This window comes from Collimonas sp. OK242, assembly GCF_900107095.1.
GTDB lineage: Bacteria > Pseudomonadota > Gammaproteobacteria > Burkholderiales > Burkholderiaceae_D > Collimonas.
Window position 1 is genome coordinate 1 of record NZ_FNOR01000015.1, and the last position, 17,863, is coordinate 17,863.

Sequence of the window (17,863 nt, forward strand, 5' to 3'; positions counted from 1 at the left end):
CGTGGCAACCATGTGGCGGCGGCAGTGGCAGCAGGTCATTCCGTTCTTTGCCTATCCACCCGAGGTGCGCACGATTATCTATACGACCAATGCCATAGAGAGCCTGCATATGCGCCTTCGAAAGATCGTCAAGAATCGCGGCCACTTCCCCAGCGATGACGCCGCAACAAAATTGCTGTTCCTCGCCTTGCGCAATATTGAAAAAGATTGGAAGATGCCGCAGCGGACATGGAAGCAAGCAGCCAACCAGTTCGCCATCATGTTCGGCGAACGTTTCACGAACGCGATTAACTAACTACGAAATTCTGGCCCCGCACACAGAATTTCTGACAGGTCCTATCCGGCTCACTCTCTGGACTCTGCCCGATGCTGACTTGATGCTCGAATTGAAACACGAAGGGCGGGCAGTACCTATTCGGCTTGTATTAACGCTTGCACCGGTTGAATAGTAGCGACAGAGAGTGAAGTCGCCCCTATCGCTAGCTTATATTTGAGCGTCTGCTTTGGAGAGAATTGACCGGCCGGAATGGGCCGTTTACTGCCTGTCGCAACACGCATCAGTCGGTTATTCTCGGACCGTAAGGCCAGCGCCATCAGGATAGATCGGCGCGGGCCAGCACAGCAGGTCAGCCAAAACCGGCGTAGCGCTCAATTTGCACCAGCGCCTGCCCATCGAATGCCATCGTACGCGCCCCATAGCCTATTTAACTACGTGACGTTGTTTTTGACGCTGCTCTTGACTCGAATTCCGCAGTAAGGCGTTGCCGCTAGCCGAGACAGACGGCTTCGACATTATTACCGTCCGGATCGATCAGGAATGCGCCATAGTAGGTCGGACTGTAGTCGGTACGCAGGCCCGGCTTGCCGTTGTCGCGCCCCCCGGCTTTCAAGCCGGCCGCATGAAAACCGTCGACCTGCTTGTGACCGGCGGCGCTAAAGGCAATGTGCGTGGTACCGGCCGGCGCATCGGTAGAGGAATATAGCCAAAGCGCCGGCTGGTCCGGCGGCCCGAAACCGGCGTAGCCGTCACCCTGCGACACCAGAACCTGCCCCAGGTCTTTCAGCACGGCCTGGTAGAAACGCACGCTGGCGTCCAGGTTCTTCACTTTCAATCCGATATGGTCGAACATGATGATCTCCTTGTCATTGCATCCACCCGGATGTGGATGCATCAGGCAGCCATCATTTCAGATCGAATCCAGTTTTTCTTGGAAAATCTTGCGCTGGCCGCGGGCGACGCGCTGGAAATATTTTGGTGAAACACCTGCGGCACGGTGGAAGGTGCGCACAAAGTTGGACAAATCATTGAAACCGACGTCGTACGCAGTGTCCGTGACGGAGCGGCCGTCAGCCAGCAAGCGGGCGGCATGGCGTAAGCGCGAACGCAACAGGTACTGGTGTGGCGTGACGCTGAGTGCGCGGCTGAACAGCCGCAGGAAATGAAAAGGGCTCATGCCGGCTTCGATGGCAATCCGTTCGAGGTCGATATCCTCATGCGCATGCGCAGTGATCCACATTGCGGCATTGACTGCGCGGCGGCGGTCTTGGGTCGTCGTCGGCACCCGCGTCGACGCCGCTTGCTTGCCGGAGGCAAGTGCTATGAAACGCGCTGCCAGCAGCAGTCCGATTTCGTCCAGTCCGACATCGCTGCGTCCTTCCGCGGCGGCTTGCCCCAGTTCGCCCAGCATGCCGAGACCCGCCAGCGGCGGCAAGGCGCCGGTGCGCCATGTCGATTCCCGGGCGCCGAACGATTCGACACATTGCGGCGTAAATTGAAAAGACAAGCATTCGTCACCGCAAACATGGTGCTCATGCGTGCAGCAGAATTCATCGCCGGCGTATCCGATCATTACCGATCCAGGCACCAGCTCATACTGCTTGCCGCGATAGCGCAAGCCAAAGCTGCCGCGTCGCACATAGGAAACCGAATGACTGCGGTGCAACTCGGCGACTGGCCTCTCGGCCGGGCTGGCGTTGCAGCGATAATCGATCACGCTGATCGACGTGCTTTGCGAAAGAATGATGGTATTCACCCGGTTCAGTGTATACCGATTCAAAATTTGGACAACTTATCGCCGGCGATGAATTTATTCTTCCCTCTTGACTTCAAGTTAAGTTGAAGTTTTACACTGGTGTCCGGTCATCTATACCTATTCCACAACAAAACTGGAGCGAACCGATGTCGACTACGCATGTCATTGAAAACAACAAACTTCTCATCCGCAGGCTGTATGAAGATTGCATCAACCAGGGCAAGCTGGGGTTATTGACGGAGCTGGTCGCTGACGATTTTGTTGGCAGCCCCGGTGAACAGGGCGCTGCTGAATTTGCAAGAGGTATCGCTGCGGTGCGCACCGGCTTTCCCGATGTGCAATTCGAGCTTGAGGATTTGATCGCCGAAGGCGACCGGGTCGCCGTCAGGTGGAGGTTTCAGGCAACCCATGGCGGGCCGTTTGCAGGGAGGGTGGCAAGCCATGCCCGGGTGACGCAGACTGCAAATGTGATTTTCCAAATCCGGGATGGCAAGATTGCCCGGGCCTGGGTGCAGGTTGACCGCCTGGGATTACTTCAGCAGATAGGTGCTCTGCCTGTCTCGGGATAGGCTAGCTGTGTCGCCGAAATTTCTCAGATAATTTTTGAACCGGCCTAAGCTTCAATAGCGGCTAGGTGTGCGGCTTTTTCTGGAAATTCATAAACGACTCAGGAGACCAAGGCCGAACTGCCAGAATCAGGCTGGTGCCAAATCGTTCAGAAAAAGGCAGACTCAAATCCTGATGATGCAGCGCTGAAAATTCCGCGCTCAAACGGCGCATGTGGTGTTGGACGATTGCGTTGCTGGCCCGCGAGAGCATGCCGCTGACCATCGTCATTTTTTCGCCGTCCCGGTCGAAACGCGAGTTGAAAAAATCATTCCTTAGTTGCGCTCGAAAATACTGCTGTATCGGCCCCCCAGGGAGCCAGGTAAAGTCTGGCGCAACGCGTACGCGTATCCTATTGTTGGGCATCAAATCGATGATGCCAAGCTTGTCCAGGCGCGCGAGTATCAGTACGCATTCGGCCTTGGAAAAATCAAAAACCTCCAGGATTTCTTCCAGCGACCAGTGATTGAGCGCATGCACCGCGATCAGCAATAATTTCGGGTCAGATACCAGCTTGTTTTCCTGCTCCAGCGACAATTGCGACGGCGTTGCCGCTTCATGCGAAATCATGCGTGCCAGGTCGCTGATTTGTATGTCCAACAGCGTGCATATCTGATCGAAACGTTCGAGCGTGAAGCTTTTCGTAGCAAATACGCGCTTGACGCTTGCCTCGCTCAATCCCAGGCTTTTTGCCAGCTGCGCATAGGTGATGCCACGTGCTTTCAGAACATTTTTCAGCGCCCCGATCAAGGCTTCTGCCTGCGCCATTTTTCCCTCGCTGATTTTGCTGTGTAAAATAGTATTGTATTTCAATACTTTGTAAAGCAATATACGATTCTATTTATTACTTATTTGGAATAATCGATACTTTTGTTAAAGTCTGGCTGTCGTTTAACGCAGCAATTCAATCCAAGATCGACCGGACACGACCGCATTTCAATCAACATCTCTTAAGGAAAAATAGTATGAAAAACTTGTCGCTACGTCGTATCGCTGCTGCGCTTTCTTTGTGCGGGGCGCTGGTCGCCAACCAGACATTTGCTCAATCCACCGCCAGTGATATGTCAGCTATCTCCGTCGTTGCTTCAGTTGTGGCTCCGGCATATTTCATTTCAGAAGGAGGCGAATATCTGATCAAGGGTGTGGAGGCCTCGGGCAACGGTACGCTCTACGTACTGGAGAAAGTCGGCACCGGTGTGCGCGGTTCGGTCACTGTCACGGCCAACGCCAGCGGCGCAGTATCGATCGGCGTAGGTGATGTCCTCAGCGCAACTGCGACCTCAGCCGGCATGCTGCTGGTCAGTGCTGGGCGAGTATTGGCGATTATCCCTACCGAACTTGGCAAGTCACTGATGAAAAGCAAGAAGATATCGTAACTCTTTGCGTTAGCTGCGGACATTCTCATCACATTTTCATGAAAGCGCACCATGTATAAGCGATATCTGCTTGCCGCTGCGGCCAGCCTGTGTTTATTAATGCCTGGTCTGGGCTATGCCGGCCAGGCTTGTGAACAAAAGCCGCCATCGGCGGCCATGGTGACGCAGGGGCTGGCGCTGGCTGTCAAAACCGTCGAGCAACTCAATGCCAGCGGCGCGGAGGTGGTGATCATTGGTCGTGTCGGCCAGGATCTCAGTAAATATGGGCAGCGCTATTCTCATATCGCTTTCGCGTACAAAGACGGAGCGACCTGGAATATCGTGCATAAATTGAATGAGTGCGGGACAGCGGTCAGTAATATTTTTGAACAGGGAATGGGACAATTCTTCCTCGATGATCCGTTCAAATTCGAGGATGCCATCGCGGTGCCTGCGCCAGAAGTGCAAAAGCGGATATTAGCGGTGCTCACGAATCGGGACAAAGTGTTAACCGAGTACATTCCGCAATACAGTATGCTGGCCTACGCGTGGGGAAACAAGTATCAGCAATCGAATCAATGGGTACTGGAAACGCTGGCGCTGGCGATGGAGCCACAAATAAAGAATCGCGAGCAGGCGCAGGCATGGCTAAAATTCAAGGGATATGAACCGGCTGCGCTCAATATCGGCCCGATGACGCGGCTTGGCGCCCGCATGTTCAAGGCGAACATTGCATTTGACGATCATCCCAACGAGAAACGCTTCAGCGACAGGATTGAGACCGTTACCGCTGATTCGGTTTTCGATTTCCTGAAGAAATCCGAGCTCGGAGTCAGCTATTTCACAGTAAGTCTTTAATCGTTGCCATTCGGTGCGGAGGGCGGGGATAGACACTTTGAAAATTTGCATCACCTAAGCCGCCCGACGGTCATTGCAGACGTGCGCGCAGTCATCAATTTTCTCCATGCGCGCCAGGATGTTTCCGAGCGCACCGGCTTTCCCGGGTTCAGCATGGGCGGGCACATTGCCTACCTGGCGCGACGCAATTCGACATCGCTGCATGCGCGTGTTTTTATGGCGGCTGGATCGTCAATACCGACATCGAGCTCAGCGGCCCGGAACCAACCGTACCGCTTACTTCGGCATCGCAAAACATGGCGGACGCCTGGCTTACTTCGTTGGCGAGCTGGATCACGCCGTAGCGCACGATACATTCCATAAAGCGTCTCGCGTTGATGGGTAACGGCCTCATCGCAATATCATCAGGCAGCAAATCCGCCATCGATAGTCAGGCTGGCGCCAGTGATGTAAGCCGCCTCGGGGCCGGCCAGGTAAGCGACAAAGCTTGCGATTTCCTCATCCGTGCCATAGCGGCCGACCGGCATCATCGCCTTTAACGTGGCCGCAAAATCGCTGCCGGCTGGATTCATATCTGTATCGACCGGACCCGGCTGCACATTATTGATGGTGATGCCGCGCGGACCCAGGTCACGTGCCAAGCCGCGCGTCAGGCCGACGATCGCCGACTTGCTCATCGCGTAGGGTCCGCCGCCGGCAAACGGCATGCGGTCGGCGTTGGTGCTGCCGATATTGATGATACGCCCGCCCTCTGTCATGTGCCGCGCCGCTGCTTGCGTCGCCACGAACACGCTGCGTACGTTAATTGCCAGCGTGCGGTCGAAGTCTTCCAGGCTGAATTCGGCTAGCGGCGCAATCGCCAGCACGCCGGCGTTATTGACCAGGATATCGAGTCGTCCGAAAGCGGTTACGGTTTGCTCGATCGCCGCTTTGATTGCGTTGGCGTCGGCGCTGTCGGCCTTGATTGCGATGGCGCGTCCACCGGCTGTTTCTATTTCCTTGACGACTTGCGCGGCGCGTTCTGTTGAGCTGATGTAGGTGAGAGCGACAGCGGCGCCGTTTTTGGCCAGCCGTTTGGCGATCGCTGCACCGATACCGCGTGAACCGCCTTGGATGAAGGCGACTTTATTGTCGAGTACTGCTTTTTGATTGATAGTCATGATATTTCTCCATTTGGTTAAGGCGCTTGTCGCAGTGACTGGCGCCGGATTGACAAGTGAAGTATCGGCCGATCATTATGTCGTTACTAGCCATGAATCTTGATATTCACTTGATACCAAAGGTTTAAAATAAGGTTTAGGATGAAGCCATGGAAACAATGATTGGCATGCAGTGTTTCGTGCGCAGCGCCGAGGCGGGCAGCTTTTCCGAGGCGGCCCGGCGGCTTGGCATGACTTCGGCTGCGGTCGGCAAGAACGTGGCGCGGCTGGAGACCGGATTGGGGGTGCGCCTGTTCCATCGCAGCACGCGCAGCCTGACTTTGACCGAGGCCGGTGAAAGTTTTTTGCATGAAGTCAGGGATGGATTAATGTCGATCCAGTCTGCCGTCGACAACCTGGCCAGCGCCGGAGGACAACCGACTGGCGTGCTCAAGGTCAGCATGGGTACCGGTTTCGGCCGTACCTACATGGTGCCGTTGCTGGCGCCGTTCCTGGCAAGGTACCCGGCAATCTCGCCGGACTGGCATTTCGATAATCGCCAGGTCGACCTGATCGCGCAAGGTTTCGATGCCGCCCTCGGTGGCGGCTTCGAACTGCCGCCCGGCGTCGTGGCGCGCGAACTTGCGCCGGCGCATCGTGTATTGGTAGCTGCGCCAGGTTACTTCAACGACCGTCCGGCGCCGGCATCGCCAGCAGATCTAGGGGCGTTCGACGGCATTTTCATCCGCTCGCCGCAAACCGGACGGGTACGCCCCTGGCCTTTGCGCAACCGGGCTAATCAGCAGGCGCCGGTGACGCTGCGCATGCGGATGACCATGAGCGATCCCGAAGCCGCTTGCGAAAGCGCACAAATGGGTCTCGGGATTGCCTTGGTCAGCTTGCCGAATGCTCTGCCGTTCCTGCAAAACAAAACCTTGATACGCGTCTTGCCGGATTGGTATGTCGATGGCGGCACCTTATCGCTATACTTCGCCGCCCAAAAACTGTTGTCGGCCAAGACCCGGGTATTTGTCGACTATGTGGTGGAGCATTTCCGGGCGCAGGAACTGGCTCGGCATTTTTCGGCGTTTTGAGGTATTTCAGCGATCCGCGTTAGCTGACAGATCTGTCAACACATCCGCCGCATTTGCAATCTGCGCCCCGCGCGCCACCATATCCACCAAAAATTCCCGATACTGCCGCTCGAATCCGCTCACCGGACTCATGCAATCCGTCACCAGCACCAGCTTCGCCATATGCTGCGGACCGAAATGATCGGCGATATGTTCCGTGGTGGCTTTCACGCAATGGCTGCCGGCTTCGCCGGTGATGTAGATGCGGTCGGCCGTTGCCAGGCTGTCTAGCAAGGCCTGGTTCGATTGTGTCAGCACATCGTCGGGGTCAGGCACTTCGGCCTGTACCGCGGAATAGTGCTCGGTCCACGGATTGCTGCCTTTGCTGATCTTGTTGACGCTGCGCAGGGTGTCTTCTTCCCAGCGGTTGTAGGCGCGCCGTACATCGGCGTGGACGTTGTGGCCCCATGCGCCGATCTCGCAATGGACCGGCCACACCATCAGCTGATAACGCCCCGCTGCTTCCAGTTGATCCAGGTAGCGCAGCACCCGCGGCAGTGCTGTGGGCATGCGTGGCAGATAACTGCCGGCGCGCACATCGGCTGCCGAAATCTGGGTAAACGGCGTGACCGCGCTACCCGCCGCGCTCATCCAGAACCCGGGATGGGCTATATCGAGCCGGTGGTGCGAATCGAGCGTGATGCTGATCTCGCTGATACCGGCGCCGCCGCGATTGATCAGGTCCGCCACGCGCAGCATGTCGCCGTGGGCGCCTGGCACCGGTAGCGCGGGTGCTGGTTTGCCGCCGTTGGCCGGATCGGCCGCAAGATAGTCGGCCGGCAGATCGCAAAAATCGTTTTGCGGATCGATGATCAACAGGTGCAGATTGCGGCGCATCCGGTTCCCCTTTGTTTTTCCATGCGGTCTGCCCGCTGTCGGTTTTTTGCCTAAAGCGCCGCCAGCATGGTTTTCAGTGCATCTTGCGTTGCCGGATCGCTCAAACCCAGATTGCCCTTGGTTTCCAGCAAATGGTTGCGGCAGGCTGCCGGCCAGCCGAAGGCGTCGTCGTCAAGCGCCAGCCAGCTGGTCGGCTTGCGGCGTTCGACATCGCGCCAGATCTGCATGCCGCGCGGCATGGTGTCGAATTCCGCCGGCGTCAGTTTGGGGTGATGGAAGGTGGAGCCGATCACGCGCTCGCGCAAGCTTTCGGTGAGCTCCTGCCTGGTGGCGTCGAAACCCAGCGCCCTGATCCAGCTGGTGGAAAGGACTATTTTGACGTCCGGATAGGGGGCCAGCAATTCTTCCAGGATCGGCATCCATTCAAAGAATGCGCGGTCGGGCGTGGCAATGTAAAGGCCGCGCTTGCGGTTGCGGATGACCTTGTCGTCGTGCAAGACGCCGTTGTAGTCCAGATAGAGAATTTTCATAAAGCGTCGAATAAAGTGTTGAATTAAGGGGCGGTTATCAAGGTTGAATCGAGAAATCGCTCTCGAATGGGGGCAAAAGCATGCAAATCAGGCAAGTGCGGGAGTGGCGCTATTAGACCACCAAGTTTACTCCAAGGGAATCGCCACGGCCGGCCGATCGGCAAAACGGCAGCCGTCCAGCAGGCTTAAACCACTGCAGATATACTCGAAAACCGCAAGCTGAACAAGGAAGCCGCTGTGATCCCAATTTCAATTCTGGACCTGGTCCGTATCCGCCAAGGCGGCGATGCGCGCAGCGCGCTCGACCATGCGCGCGATCTGGCCTTGCACGCCGAGGGCTGGAACTATCGCCGTTTCTGGATGGCAGAACATCACAACATGCGCGGCATCGCCAGCGCGGCCACAGCGGTAGCGATAGGCCATGTGGCGGCCGGTACCCGCACCATACGGGTGGGAGCCGGCGGCGTCATGTTGCCGAACCATGCGCCGCTGGTGATTGCCGAGCAGTTCGGTACGCTGGCCTCGCTGTTTCCCGGCCGTATCGATCTCGGCCTGGGGCGCGCGCCCGGCACCGACCAGATCACGACAAGGGCGTTGCGGCGCGATCCGGCCAGCGCCGAGTCGTTTCCGCAGGATGTGCTGGAACTGCAAGCCTTCCTGGCGCCGGCCGCGCCGGACCAGCGCATCGTCGCCGTGCCGGGCCACGGCACCAAGGTGCCGCTGTGGATACTGGGATCGAGTACTTTCGGCTCGCGCCTGGCCGCCGAGCTTGGCTTGCCGTATGCCTTCGCCTCGCATTTCGCGCCGGATTCGCTGGAAATGGCGCTGCAGCTGTATCGCGCCCAATTCAAACCATCCGCACAGCAGGCCAGGCCGCACGCGATGGTGGGCATCAACATCGTCGCCGCCGATACCGACGCCGAGGCGCGCCGCCTGGCGACCACCCAGCAAATGTCGTTTACCGACATGCACCGTGGAGTACGCGGCCTGAGCAAGCCGCCTATCGACGATATCGAGACCTATTGGTCGCCGCTGGAAAAGGCGCAGGCTTCGCACATGCTGGCGTGTTCGATCGTCGGCTCGCCGGAAACCGTGCGCGAAGGGCTGGAAAGATTCCTGCTGCGCACCGGCGCCGATGAATTGATGATTGTCTCGGATGTGTTCGAGCACAAGGCGCGGCTGCACTCCTATGAAATCATCGCCGACGTTGCGCGCAGCGTCGAACCGCTGCCGATGTCGATTTAACGTGCTGTTTTCCGATTTTCCTTCACCCTGCCAGCTCTTGGAAAGCACGTCTTTCCTGGGGCGCGCCGTCTGGGTGAAGCGCGACGACCTGCTGCATGCCGAGGTATCGGGGAATAAATTCCGCAAGCTCAAATATCCCTTGCTTGCGTTGCAAGAGCTGAGGCCGACCTTGGTCACCATGGGCGGCCCGTGGTCCAATCATTTGCATGCGTTGGCTCATGCCGGGGCTTTGGGCGGCTGGCCGACCATAGGATTGGTGCGCGGCGCAGCGGAGCAAGCCAGCGTCACGCTGGACGATTGCCGCCGTCTGGGCATGCAAATCCGGTTCGTGTCGCGCGACGGCTATCGCCAGTTGCGCGACGACCCGCAAGCCTGGCGCCGGCATATAGCCGCTGCCGACGACAGCCATGTCTGGCTGCCCGAAGGCGGCAGCGCGCCGGCAGCCTTGCGCGGCGTCGCCGAACTGGTCGGCGAGCTGCCCTTCATTCCGGAAGTGATCATGGCTGCATGCGGCACCGGCGCCACCCTGGCCGGCATCCTGGCGGGTTTGCAAGGACAGGGCCGCGTGATCGGCATCGCCGTTCTCAAGAACGCCGGCTATTTGCACCAGGAGATTGCGCGCTTGCTGCAAGAGGCGGGTTATCCAGCCTACCGAAATTACGAACTGATCACCGATGCGCATCATGGCGGTTACGGCAAAGCCCCGCCGGAGTTGCGCCAGTTCTGCCGCGGGTTTTCACGGGAATTCGGGGTTCCGATAGAACCGGTCTACACCGGCAAGCTATTCCATGCCCTCAGAAATCTGCAGCAGGCACGTGCTTTCCGCGCGGATGAGCGGGTGCTCGCCGTGCATACCGGAGGCATGCAAGGGGCACGCGGATTTGTCGATTGAAAACCGGCATGCCACCTTCGCCAATTTCATCGGCATTCAATAAATCGCATCGTGGCGAGCAGCTTCGCGCGGCGGCATGGCATCGAGATAGCCGATGTCGCGCAACAGATGGTCGTTCATTTCACGCACATTCGGCACATATCTTGGCTGCACCTCTGCTGCCTGGGTCACGGCCAGGCGTTGCTGCCACCAGCCGGCGGCGTTCCTGGCTACCTGTAAAACGCCGCCCAGCAAGCCTTGCGGACGTGGCAATGTTGTAACGATTTGGTCCAGTGTCGATACGCAGTTCATGGCAAGCTCTCAAGTTGGTTATCGGGAGTATTTGAAGTGCTTTCTTTAAAGCGCTTTCAATACTGGTCAGAATATCCAACCAAACGCACTTAGGGAAACGACTTGTTCTAACCATGTTGGTCAGTTATGCTTACCAGCATGAGCCGACTCCCACTTCATACCCTTCCCGTCTTTCGCAGCGCCGCGCGCCTGCAGAATTTGCGCGCCACGGCGGTAGAAATGCATTTGACCCATAGCGCCGTCAGCCAGCAGATAGGCGTGTTGGAGCAGCAGCTTGGTTTCGCCCTGTTTGAGCGGCGCGGCCGCCGTATTGTGCTCAATGAAGCGGGCCAGGCGCTGCTCTGCAGCGTCGAGTCGGCGCTGGCGCAGCTGGACGTCGGCGTGCTGGCCGCCGCCGCGACGTCCATCGGTACTGCGCAACGGCTGCGGTTGACGGTGATGCCGTCCTTTTTGCAGCGCTGGCTGCTGCCGCGCATGCAGCGCTGGCGCGAACGTCATCCCGACATTGCAATAGAGCTGCACTCGTCGCAGCAATTGATCGATTTGCAGCGCGACGGTTTTCACGCGGCGCTGCGGCAAGGGCGCGGCGGCTGGCCCGGCTTGAGCGACGAACGTCTGTTCGATAGCCCGTTGGTGGTGGTCGCTTCGCCGGCCACCGCGCGCCGCTTGCAGGGCGGCGGTGCCGCCGCCCTGGTGCACGAAGCGCTGCTGGGCGACGCCGATTTATGGGATCGCTGGTTCAGTGAAGCCGGCCTGAAGGTAAGGACCAATCCGGTGGCCAGCTTCAATGACGCCGGCCTGATGCTGCAAGCCGCCGAGCAAGGCCTGGGGGTAGCGATGGGGCGCGAGTTCCAGGTGGCCGATGCCTTGCGCGACGGCTTGCTGGTGCAACTCTCGGAACAGCGGCTGGCGCCGGACGCCGATTTCGCTTCCTACTTCCTGGTTTATCCGCCTGCTTTGCGCGACTGGGCGCCGCTGCAAGCTTTGCGCAGCTGGCTGCATGACGAAGTGCGCGCATTGCAGAGTCCGGTTACGCCAATCGTCGCAATCGGCGCTACGGTGGATGGCGTGGCGCCGAAGAAGGTATCGACGCGCAAGAAAACCTCGTAATGCAGCCAACCCCTGTCAAACGTCCTACTTGCCTCAGGTGCCTGCGCCCGCAGCGCAGCTGTATCTGCGGCTGGATTACGCCGATAGAACATGCGGCCGACCTGTTGATCTTGCAGCACCCTTTGGAAGTCGGCAATGCGAAAGGCAGCGTTCGTTTGCTGCAGCTGAGTTTGGCGCGTAGTGAAGTGCTTGTCGGCGAGGTCTTTGCGCAGCAGGCCATGCAGGCGCTGCTGCAGACGCCGGGAGCCAGGTACACCATCCTGCTCTACCCGGACAGCCCTGAAGACCAAGGCCTGAACCTGGCGCCGCCGCAGCAGCTGGAGCAGGCGCGTTTGCTCGATCCGTCGCAAGTGCGTTTGATCGTGCTGGACGGCACTTGGCGCAAGAGCCGGAAAATGCTGTACCTCAATCCATTGCTGCAGCAATTACCGCGCTTGTCGCTGCGCGATACGCCGGCATCGCGCTACCTGATTCGCAAAGCCCACAGCCCCGGACAGCTATCCACGCTGGAAGCAACTTGTTATGCTTTGATGCAGCTGGAGCAAAACGAGGAGAAATATCAGCCTCTGCTGACAGCGTTTAGCGGCTTTGTGGGGCAGCAGCTTGTCTATGAAAAGCGCTAAAAACCGTGGTTTTCCGGCGACTCCCGCCATCGACTTCTTGCCGCCACTCGTGTATCCTCCTCGGACCCTTCTTAAGCGTTTGTATCCGCTGAGCAATACTCAGCAATGCTCAGCAATAAGCGCTTACCCTGCAAGCATTCATTCCATCTGTAACCAGACGGCAATCGCCGACGCCAACGTGTGAGGACGCATGAAGGATTATTACGCCGTTCTCGGCATAGACAGTGATGCAACGGCTGGCGCGCTGAAAAACGCCTATCGCAAGAAAGCCTCAGAGTTTCACCCAGACAGAAATACCGCACCCGATGCGCCCGCGCGATTCCGGGACATCCAGGAAGCCTACGATCTTTTGTCGGATGTGGTGAAACGCCAGGAATACGATGAAAACCGGCGCCGCAGCTTGCTGGAAAACCCGCTTGAAACTGCCCGACAAATCTGGACCACTTATATGAACAAGGTTTTGCAATGATGCTTTCCGCTTTTTTCGAAGACATGACCAAGGCTTACCAGGCTGAACTGGAAGACTTGCAAAGCGATTCCGAAGGCAACGACATCCTGACCTCGCGCCTGAAAAGCAAGCGCTCGCAGTTTGCATTGATGATGCCGATGATCGAAACCGACCCGGAAATGGTGGCGGTGGCTTTTCACGGCGGTATCGACTTCACCAATCCGCAGACGCTGACCATGTTGTTATCCGATGAACCCGATGATTTCCCATCGTGGACCGACGTCGCCGATGCAGTGCAGTTCGAGTCATGGGCGCAAAAGCTGGCGGACATTGCGTTGCAGGAGCCGGGCGGCGAGCGTTTCCTGATCACCACGGTGTGCCTCGAATACCTGCATGAGAAGAGTAACGGCAGTTATCAGGGCGTCTATAACCAGTCGGCCCATGGCGAGTCGGACGATGCGGTGGACGGGGTCGAAAACGACGACGATGACGACGGCCGCGATCTCGAGGTGGAAGGCGCCGACTGGCTCTCCGAGCAAGGCTTCGAACGCCTGGGCTGATTTTAGATTTAGACATTTTTGATTTAGTGATTCCATGACAAACGCGCTAGTAGTAAAAGCAGCAAACCTGATCCGCAACGGCGATATCGCCGGCGCCGAATTCGCTTTGGTCAGCCTGGCGGAGACCGAGGGCGATTACGCCCTGGTGGCCGCGCTTGACACCTTGCCGCCGAAAGACCTGCTGGCCGTCATCCGCGAATACGACACATCGAAAGAGTCGGTGGTCAACTTGCTGGTGACGCCGGAGCAATTCGCGCGCGCGGTGGTCATGGAACGGCTGTATGGCGACCATAGCCATGTGCGCCTGCGCGGCATGGTGAATGCGGTGCTGTTCCGCGACGACAGCCACACCGGCGAATTCCTCGAAGCGATCGGCGATGTCGACGGCGGCTGCGAAGCGCTGATCGACTACCTGGCGGACCGCGACGAAGAGGTGGTGCATTTCGTCACCTACGATACCTTCAACGTCAACCGCACCGAAGAGGGCGACGCCGTCGACAAATCGGAAGTCAGCGATCGCGACTGGAAAGAACTGACCTGGCTGCTCAAGCACGAGCACGCCGATATGTTCGAACAGATCTGGCCGGTACTGAAAAAACGGCTGAAGGAACGCTTGCGGCGCGAAGCGGAGCTGGAATTGCAGGAGCAGAAAAACCTCGAACAACTGGACCGTCCGGCAACTCGCCCTGCCGCTGCTGTGCAACCGGCAATCGCCGTCGATCCCGGCGAAGAATCCGCGCTTTAACCGTCCCCGAAATCCACGCATCCCATGTCCGACAAACACCGGAATATCGAACTGGTCGACAAGCGCCCTTTCTTTGAAAAGGCGCTTGGTTTCGGCCTCAAGAGCCATATCCTGGATCAGGAAAAATGCCGCGCGATGATAGAGGACGCCGCCAAGGGCACGGTGCAGGTCGCGGCGTTCTTCGGCACCAGCCATCTGCACACCGATCTTGAAAACGCGCGGCAACGCATCGTCAACCTGATCAGCCTGTATCTGGAACAGACGTACGACGGCGATTTGCAAAAATCGGCGGAATCGCTGCGCGACAATACTTTTCTGTCGCATTCGCGCGGCGGCAACGACTTGCTCAAGGCGCTGCATGCACTGCCCGACTCTACCGTTTTCGGCGATGCCAAAGGCCAGGCGCTGAAGGAGTTCCAGGACGAGCGTACGCTGAACAAGCCGTTTTCCCTGAACGCCTACCGGAAAGAGTGCAAGGTGCGCGCGGAGTGCGCGGCCGTGCTTGCGGCGGCGCTCTGGTTTGCCGACGACCTGGGTTTGGAACACTCGGCGCTCGATTTCACAGGGGCTGAAACGGTCATCCGTAGCGCGCTGCTGGTGCGCCTCGGCGGCGGCGGAGAATTTCCCAACCGCCTTGGTTTTGCCAAATTGCTGGCGGCGATACGCAGCAATGCGGCTAACAGTAGCGCTGCCGGGAAACTGAAGATTCCCAAAAAATTGCTGGACGACGTGCCGCCGGAATATCGCGACGTTGCAGAAAAAATCCGGCGCGAGATCGAGAAGCATGACGCGCTGACAGATCCTGCGGTGACGCTCGACAGCTTGCTCAACCTGGTCGAGCTGCGTTACTTCGTGCAGGAAGGCAGCCTGGAAGACGTGGACGGGTTTGATGCCCTGGTGTCGCAGGAGTGGCACAAGGTTACCAAGGGCAAGGAAGATCCCTACTCGCGCCTGACGATTTTCATGTGCATCGCGGCCGCTGCGAAACCCAAGACGACCGTGTCGGAAACCGAGGCGCGGGCCATGATCCGGCAAGTCCGCCAGCATGGTTTCGACAGCGAAGCAGTGTCGACTTTCATCAGGAGCTCGGCGCCGTTCGAGATCAAGGACAATCTGCTGTCGTTGTGGGAAGACGAATTCTTGCCGGAAGCGCAGGAATATCTGATCGACGATGACGATCCCAAATACACGCGCGCCCTGAAGTTCTTGAAAGAGAATTGCAATATCAAAGTAAAAGCAGCCGGCAAGGCGCAAGGCTAGCCGACTGCCAGCCGACTAGCGGCCGCTTGCTTCACCGCTGCAGTCTCACAAGCTCGCAGCCAGTTCCGCACCTTCGCGTATCGCCCGCTTGGCATCCAGTTCACTGGCAAACGCAGCCCCGCCGATCAGGTGATAACGCAAACCGGCTTGCTGCGTTTTGGTTCTGAGCGGCTGGCCCGGCTTACCCGGCGCAATGGCGGCGGCCGGGATCAATTCGTGCAAGGACTCTTGTCCGGCACAGATCACCACGTTATCCACCGCCAGCACGCGGCTGGCGCCACCCACGCTGATATGCAAACCGCGGTCATCGATTCTTTGATAGTCGACACCTGCCAACATCTGCACGCCGCTACGCTGCATCACGCTTCGATGGACCCAGCCCGAAGTTTTGCCAAGCCCCGCGCCCACCTTGCTCGGCTTACGCTGCAGCAGGTGGATTTCCCGCACTGGCGCCGTCGTCACCGCTGACTTCAAACCGCCAGCCTGCGCGGCCAGCGGATCGACACCCCATTCATCCATCCAGTGCGCTATCGGCACCGGCAAAGGCACATGCGCATCGTGCAGCAGGAATTCGCACAGGTCGAAGCCGATGCCGCCGGCGCCGACCACCGCCACCCGCTTGCCGACCGGCGCCTTGCGTTGCAACACGTCGAGATAAGACAGCACCATGGGATGTTCGATGCCGGGAATGCGCAAATTGCGCGGCGTCACGCCGGTCGCCACGATCACGTCGTCGAAACCCAGCGCTTCCAGCTGCGCCCGGTCGACGCGCTGATTCAGCTGCAGCGCGACGCCGGTGCGCTTGAGCCGGTGCTGGAAGTAGCGGATGGTTTCGCTGAACTCTTCCTTGCCGGGAATCTGCATGGCGATATTGAACTGGCCGCCGATCTGCGCGGCAGCCTCGAACAGCGTCACCTGATGGCCGCGTTCGGCAGCCACGGTCGCCGCCGACAAGCCGGCGGGACCGGCGCCGATCACCGCTACCCGCCGCGCCTTCACGGTGCGGCGATAGACCAGTTCGGTTTCATGGCAGGCTTGCGGATTGACCAGGCAGCTGGCGCGCTGGTTCTTGAAGGTATGGTCGAGACAAGCCTGATTGCAGGCGATGCAGGTATTGATTTCAGCGGCGCGATCCTGCTGCGCCTTCAGCACGAAATCGGGATCGGCCAGGAACGGCCGCGCCATCGACACCATGTCGGCATCGCCCTCGGCCAGGATCTGTTCCGCCACCTCCGGCGTATTGATGCGATTGGAAGCAATCACCGGGATCTTGACGGCGCGCTTGAGCCTGGCCGTCGCTTCACGAAACGCGCCGCGCGGCACCGAGGTAACGATGGTCGGTATGCGCGCTTCATGCCAGCCGACGCCGGTATTGATCAAGGTCACGCCCGCCTGTTCCAGCGCCTGGGCCACGGCGACTGTCTCGGCGCCGGTATTGCCGCCTTCTACCAGGTCCAGCAATGACAGGCGGTACATGATGATAAAACGCTCGCCCACCGCGGCGCGCATGCGCTGCACGATTTCCAGCGCCAGCCGCATCCGGTTTTCAATGCTGCCGCCCCAGCGGTCCTGCCGACGATTGGTGCGCGGCGACAGGAACTGGTTGAGCAGATAGCCTTCGCTGCCCATGATTTCGACGCCGTCGTAGTTGGCGCGCTGCGCCAGCGTGGCGCTGCGTACATAAGCCGCGATGGTGGACTGGATGCCGCGCTCGCTCAATGCGCGCGGCTTGAACGGGGAAATCGGCGACTTGATGGCCGAGGCGGACACCACGAACGGCTGGTAGCCGTAGCGTCCGGCATGCAGGATCTGCATCACGATCTTGCCGTCTTCCTCGTGCACGGCGCTGGTCAAACGCTTGTGGTTGTGAATATCGCCGACGCTGTTCATGGTGCCGCCGAACGGCAGCAGCCAACCTTGCCTGCTGGGCGAAATGCCGCCCGTCACGATCAGCCCGACGCCGCCCTTGGCGCGCGCCCGGAAATATTCAGCCAGCTTGGCGTAGTGAAAGAAGCGATCTTCCAGGCCGGTGTGCATGGAACCCATCACCACGCGATTTTTCAAGGTGGTGAAACCGAGGTCGAGTGGTGCGAGCAGATGTGGGTAGACGGGATGGGACATGGTTTTTTCCAAGAGGCCGTAGTGCTGAAAAATCGGTTACAGGCCGGAATCTACCTGAAAAGCACCTACAGATCGCT

22 protein-coding genes are annotated in these 17,863 nt (G+C 58.7%); 13 read left to right on the forward strand and 9 right to left on the reverse strand.

The window, feature by feature from the left end:
- The coding region (locus BLV81_RS16845; RefSeq protein ID WP_143036366.1) for a transposase at positions 1–295 on the forward strand (295 nt) is incomplete at its 5' end.
- Positions 296–767: 472 nt separating this feature from the next.
- Here the strand turns inward: BLV81_RS16845 and BLV81_RS16850 are convergent.
- Positions 768–1,130 carry a VOC family protein gene (locus BLV81_RS16850; RefSeq protein WP_092358363.1) on the reverse strand — a complete coding sequence of 121 codons (363 nt, stop codon included), beginning with the start codon at positions 1,128–1,130 and terminating at the stop codon, positions 768–770.
- Positions 1,131–1,187: 57 nt separating this feature from the next.
- Positions 1,188–2,033 carry an AraC family transcriptional regulator gene (locus BLV81_RS16855; protein WP_092358365.1) on the reverse strand — a complete coding sequence of 282 codons (846 nt, stop codon included), beginning with the start codon at positions 2,031–2,033 and terminating at the stop codon, positions 1,188–1,190.
- Positions 2,034–2,179: 146 nt separating this feature from the next.
- On the opposite strand from BLV81_RS16855, the gene BLV81_RS16860 reads away from it, so the two are divergent.
- Positions 2,180–2,602, forward strand: a complete 423-nt coding sequence (locus BLV81_RS16860; protein WP_092358367.1) for an ester cyclase — start codon at positions 2,180–2,182, stop codon at positions 2,600–2,602.
- A gap of 61 nt (positions 2,603–2,663) precedes the next feature.
- On the opposite strand, the gene BLV81_RS16865 is transcribed toward BLV81_RS16860, so the two are convergent.
- The gene (locus BLV81_RS16865; RefSeq protein WP_092358369.1) at positions 2,664–3,407 is read right to left on the reverse strand and encodes a helix-turn-helix domain-containing protein; all 744 of its coding nucleotides are present in this window, start codon (positions 3,405–3,407) and stop codon (positions 2,664–2,666) included.
- 197 nt (positions 3,408–3,604) lie between these two features.
- Here BLV81_RS16865 and BLV81_RS16870 point away from each other — a divergent pair, with 197 nt between their 5' ends.
- Positions 3,605–4,015, forward strand: a complete 411-nt coding sequence (locus BLV81_RS16870) for a hypothetical protein (protein WP_255365294.1) — start codon at positions 3,605–3,607, stop codon at positions 4,013–4,015.
- A 51-nt stretch (positions 4,016–4,066) separates the two neighbouring features.
- Positions 4,067–4,852 carry a DUF2145 domain-containing protein gene (locus BLV81_RS16875; RefSeq protein ID WP_092358373.1) on the forward strand — a complete coding sequence of 262 codons (786 nt, stop codon included), beginning with the start codon at positions 4,067–4,069 and terminating at the stop codon, positions 4,850–4,852.
- A gap of 214 nt (positions 4,853–5,066) precedes the next feature.
- Here the strand turns inward: BLV81_RS16875 and BLV81_RS23945 are convergent, their stop codons facing one another.
- Both BLV81_RS23945 and BLV81_RS16885 read right to left on the reverse strand, forming a co-directional pair.
- Positions 5,067–5,213, reverse strand: coding sequence for a hypothetical protein (locus BLV81_RS23945; protein ID WP_176992871.1), 147 nt, complete (start codon positions 5,211–5,213; stop codon positions 5,067–5,069).
- Positions 5,214–5,256: 43 nt separating this feature from the next.
- On the reverse strand, positions 5,257–6,012 hold the full coding sequence (locus BLV81_RS16885) for a 3-oxoacyl-ACP reductase family protein (protein ID WP_092358377.1): 756 nt from the start codon (positions 6,010–6,012) through the stop codon (positions 5,257–5,259).
- A gap of 149 nt (positions 6,013–6,161) precedes the next feature.
- Here BLV81_RS16885 and BLV81_RS16890 point away from each other — a divergent pair, with 149 nt between their 5' ends.
- Complete coding sequence (locus tag BLV81_RS16890; RefSeq protein ID WP_092358379.1) at positions 6,162–7,085, forward strand: LysR family transcriptional regulator; 924 nt, start codon at positions 6,162–6,164, stop codon at positions 7,083–7,085.
- Between the two features lie 6 nt (positions 7,086–7,091).
- Here the strand turns inward: BLV81_RS16890 and BLV81_RS16895 are convergent, their stop codons facing one another.
- Together BLV81_RS16895 and BLV81_RS16900 are read right to left on the reverse strand one after the other, a co-directional pair.
- Positions 7,092–7,961, reverse strand: a complete 870-nt coding sequence (locus tag BLV81_RS16895; protein ID WP_092358381.1) for a cysteine hydrolase family protein — start codon at positions 7,959–7,961, stop codon at positions 7,092–7,094.
- A gap of 50 nt (positions 7,962–8,011) precedes the next feature.
- Entirely contained in the window at positions 8,012–8,491 is a 480-nt protein-coding gene (locus BLV81_RS16900; protein WP_092358383.1) for an HAD domain-containing protein, read from the reverse strand.
- A 237-nt stretch (positions 8,492–8,728) separates the two neighbouring features.
- Here BLV81_RS16900 and BLV81_RS16905 point away from each other — a divergent pair, with 237 nt between their 5' ends.
- The gene (locus tag BLV81_RS16905; RefSeq protein WP_092358385.1) at positions 8,729–9,736 is read left to right on the forward strand and encodes an LLM class flavin-dependent oxidoreductase; all 1,008 of its coding nucleotides are present in this window, start codon (positions 8,729–8,731) and stop codon (positions 9,734–9,736) included.
- Positions 9,681–10,628 (forward strand): 1-aminocyclopropane-1-carboxylate deaminase/D-cysteine desulfhydrase, encoded by a 948-nt coding sequence (locus BLV81_RS16910; protein WP_255365296.1) that lies wholly within the window; start codon positions 9,681–9,683, stop codon positions 10,626–10,628. Before BLV81_RS16905 ends, BLV81_RS16910 begins: the two co-directional genes overlap by 56 nt.
- 36 nt (positions 10,629–10,664) lie before the next feature.
- Here BLV81_RS16910 and BLV81_RS16915 read toward each other — a convergent pair whose 3' ends face one another.
- A complete protein-coding gene (locus tag BLV81_RS16915) occupies positions 10,665–10,919 on the reverse strand; it encodes a hypothetical protein (protein ID WP_092358389.1) in 255 nt (84 codons plus the stop codon).
- A gap of 126 nt (positions 10,920–11,045) precedes the next feature.
- Here BLV81_RS16915 and BLV81_RS16920 point away from each other — a divergent pair, with 126 nt between their 5' ends.
- The 6 genes from BLV81_RS16920 (at position 11,046) to BLV81_RS16945 (ending at position 15,665) form a co-directional block, all read left to right on the forward strand.
- Entirely contained in the window at positions 11,046–12,029 is a 984-nt protein-coding gene (locus BLV81_RS16920; RefSeq protein ID WP_255365297.1) for a LysR substrate-binding domain-containing protein, read from the forward strand.
- Positions 12,029–12,652 (forward strand): tRNA-uridine aminocarboxypropyltransferase, encoded by a 624-nt coding sequence (locus tag BLV81_RS16925; RefSeq protein ID WP_092358391.1) that lies wholly within the window; start codon positions 12,029–12,031, stop codon positions 12,650–12,652. Before BLV81_RS16920 ends, BLV81_RS16925 begins: the two co-directional genes overlap by 1 nt.
- Before the next feature lie 190 nt (positions 12,653–12,842).
- Positions 12,843–13,121 (forward strand): DnaJ domain-containing protein, encoded by a 279-nt coding sequence (locus BLV81_RS16930; RefSeq protein WP_092358393.1) that lies wholly within the window; start codon positions 12,843–12,845, stop codon positions 13,119–13,121.
- Positions 13,118–13,660 carry a hypothetical protein gene (locus BLV81_RS16935; RefSeq protein ID WP_092358395.1) on the forward strand — a complete coding sequence of 181 codons (543 nt, stop codon included), beginning with the start codon at positions 13,118–13,120 and terminating at the stop codon, positions 13,658–13,660. Before BLV81_RS16930 ends, BLV81_RS16935 begins: the two co-directional genes overlap by 4 nt.
- A gap of 34 nt (positions 13,661–13,694) precedes the next feature.
- Positions 13,695–14,405, forward strand: a complete 711-nt coding sequence (locus BLV81_RS16940) for a hypothetical protein (RefSeq protein WP_092358397.1) — start codon at positions 13,695–13,697, stop codon at positions 14,403–14,405.
- Positions 14,406–14,429: 24 nt separating this feature from the next.
- Complete coding sequence (locus tag BLV81_RS16945) at positions 14,430–15,665, forward strand: hypothetical protein (protein ID WP_092358399.1); 1,236 nt, start codon at positions 14,430–14,432, stop codon at positions 15,663–15,665.
- Positions 15,666–15,710: 45 nt separating this feature from the next.
- Here the strand turns inward: BLV81_RS16945 and BLV81_RS16950 are convergent, their stop codons facing one another.
- Complete coding sequence (locus BLV81_RS16950; protein ID WP_092358401.1) at positions 15,711–17,786, reverse strand: NADPH-dependent 2,4-dienoyl-CoA reductase; 2,076 nt, start codon at positions 17,784–17,786, stop codon at positions 15,711–15,713.
- Positions 17,787–17,863: the final 77 nt, after the last annotated feature.